This is a genomic window from Kineococcus glutinatus, from assembly GCF_039542765.1.
GTDB classification, from domain to species: Bacteria; Actinomycetota; Actinomycetes; order Actinomycetales; family Kineococcaceae; genus Kineococcus_A; species Kineococcus_A glutinatus.
Window position 1 is genome coordinate 1 of record NZ_BAABIL010000063.1, and the last position, 1,781, is coordinate 1,781.

The 1,781-nt window shown below is 76.6% G+C and carries 3 protein-coding genes and 1 pseudogene; 3 read left to right on the forward strand and 1 reads right to left on the reverse strand.

What is annotated here, in order from left to right; genetic code table 11:
• From ABEB16_RS03385 to ABEB16_RS03395, 3 genes and pseudogenes are all read left to right on the forward strand, one after another.
• Positions 1–443 (forward strand): annotated as a pseudogene (locus ABEB16_RS03385) (acetoin utilization protein AcuC); the annotation flags it as partial.
• Between the two features lie 141 nt (positions 444–584).
• A complete protein-coding gene (locus ABEB16_RS03390) occupies positions 585–785 on the forward strand; it encodes a helix-turn-helix domain-containing protein (RefSeq protein WP_345710864.1) in 201 nt (66 codons plus the stop codon).
• A gap of 202 nt (positions 786–987) precedes the next feature.
• Entirely contained in the window at positions 988–1,086 is a 99-nt protein-coding gene (locus tag ABEB16_RS03395) for a 30S ribosomal protein bS22 (RefSeq protein ID WP_012085056.1), read from the forward strand.
• Between the two features lie 80 nt (positions 1,087–1,166).
• On the opposite strand, the gene ABEB16_RS03400 is transcribed toward ABEB16_RS03395, so the two are convergent.
• Positions 1,167–1,781, reverse strand: a 615-nt coding sequence (locus tag ABEB16_RS03400; protein WP_345710865.1) for a class I SAM-dependent methyltransferase, incomplete at its 5' end; no start/stop codon positions are given.

Consider the following 1,781-nt stretch of genomic DNA (forward strand, 5'->3'; position numbering starts at 1 on the left):
AGCCGGACGTCGTCGTCACCCAGCACGGGTGCGACACGCACTCCCTGGACCCGCTGGGGCACCTGGGGGTGTCGCTGGACGCGCAGCGGCAGGTGGCGCGGTCCCTGCACTCCCTGGTGCACGAGGTGAGCGGGGGGCGCTGGGTGGCGCTGGGCGGCGGGGGCTACGAGGTGGTGGACGTGGTGCCGCGGGCGTGGGCGCACCTGGTGGCGGAGGCGGCGCACCGGCCGCTGGCGCCGGGGACGGCGGTGCCGGCGGGCTGGCGGGAGCACGTGGTGGCCCGCACGGGGCGGCCGGGGCCGGAGTGGATGACGGACGGGGAGCCGGCGGCGTGGGCGGCGTGGGCGGCGGGTTTCGACCCCGACGACGCGGTGGACCGGGCGATCCTGGCGACGCGCCGGGTGGCCTTCCCGCTGCACGGCCTGGACCCCCACTTCGACTAATCACATCACTCTGGGTGATCGAATGGTTGCTCAAACCTTCCGATGAGCCCCATCTGCCCCTACAGTGGGCAGGGATCGCGCGGGATCCCTGCCCGGGACGGTGACCGGGTAGCTGGCGCGCGCCGAAGGAGCGCTGTGGGGATGCCAGAAGACCGCCCGCTGACCGACGTCAGGTTCCTGACCGTGGCCGAGGTCGCGTCGTTGATGCGCGTTTCCAAGATGACGGTGTACCGGCTGGTGCACAACGGGGAACTGCCAGCGGTCCGGGTCGGCCGGTCCTTCCGCGTCCCGGAGCACGCCGTCCACGAGTACCTGCGCCACCCCTACATCGACACCGCCTGACCTGCGCGCCCGGGCCGCCGGCAGGTGGGGCCACCCGGAGGACTCGGGGCCGGGAGCGGCCCGCCGCGCCGGTACGCTGGTGCCGGTACGCCGCAGCCGACCCCCGAGCCGACCCCCGCGGGGGCGACCCCCGGGTCGGGGCCGCGGCCCAGCAGTGCACACCGACCCGTGCACGGTCGACCGTCGAGTGAGCGAGGACCCCTTGGGCTCTGTCATCAAGAAGCGTCGCAAGCGCATGGCCAAGAAGAAGCACCGCAAGCTGCTGCGCCGCACGCGCCACCAGCGCCGCAACAAGAAGTGATCGCCGCGCGGTGGGCAGGACCCCCGGGTCCCGCCCACCGCGCGATCCCGTCCCGGCGGCAGCCCTCGTCCCGGGCGCCCTCAGGGGCGCCGGCCGGTGACCACCAGCGAGGTCGCGGTCAGCACCGGACGGGCACCCCCCAGCCGCGCCACCACCTCCGCGCGCACCGCCGCGCGCGCCGGGGCGTCCAGGCCGGTCAGCAGCGCCTGCGCGGCCGTGCCGTCCACCAGGGCACCGGCCAGCACCCCGTCCAGCGGCACGTGCAGCGGGTGCGACGTCACCGCCACGTCCACCGCGCCCAGCCGCCGCGCCCAGCCGGCGAGCCCCTCGGCGGTGCCCAGCCCGCCCATCGACCCCGCCGGCGCCACCTCCTCGCCCCGCACCCGGGCGACGGCCTCCGCCAGCGGCCGCATCGCCTCGACCATCGCGCCCTCGGCCCACACGCTCACGCACAACCGCCCGCCGGGGCGCAGCACGTCGAGCAGGTGGCGCCCGCCGGCGTCCACGTCGGGCAGGAAGAAGATCCCCATCACGCAGACGGCCAGGTCGTAGCTCCCCGGCGCGCCGAACGCCACGACGTCCGCCACGTGCGTGCGCAGCGGCAGGTCCTCCGCCGCCGCCCGCCCGGCCGCCACCCCCAGCAGGGGCGCGGACAGGTCCACGGCGTCCACCCGGCCCCCCGGCCGCACCGCGCG

What these genes read in the sequence shown, in the direction of transcription:
- ABEB16_RS03390 (WP_345710864.1), top strand. Translation starts at nt 585, where the DNA reads ATGCCAGAAGACCGCCCGCTGACCGACGTCAGGTTCCTGACCGTGGCC.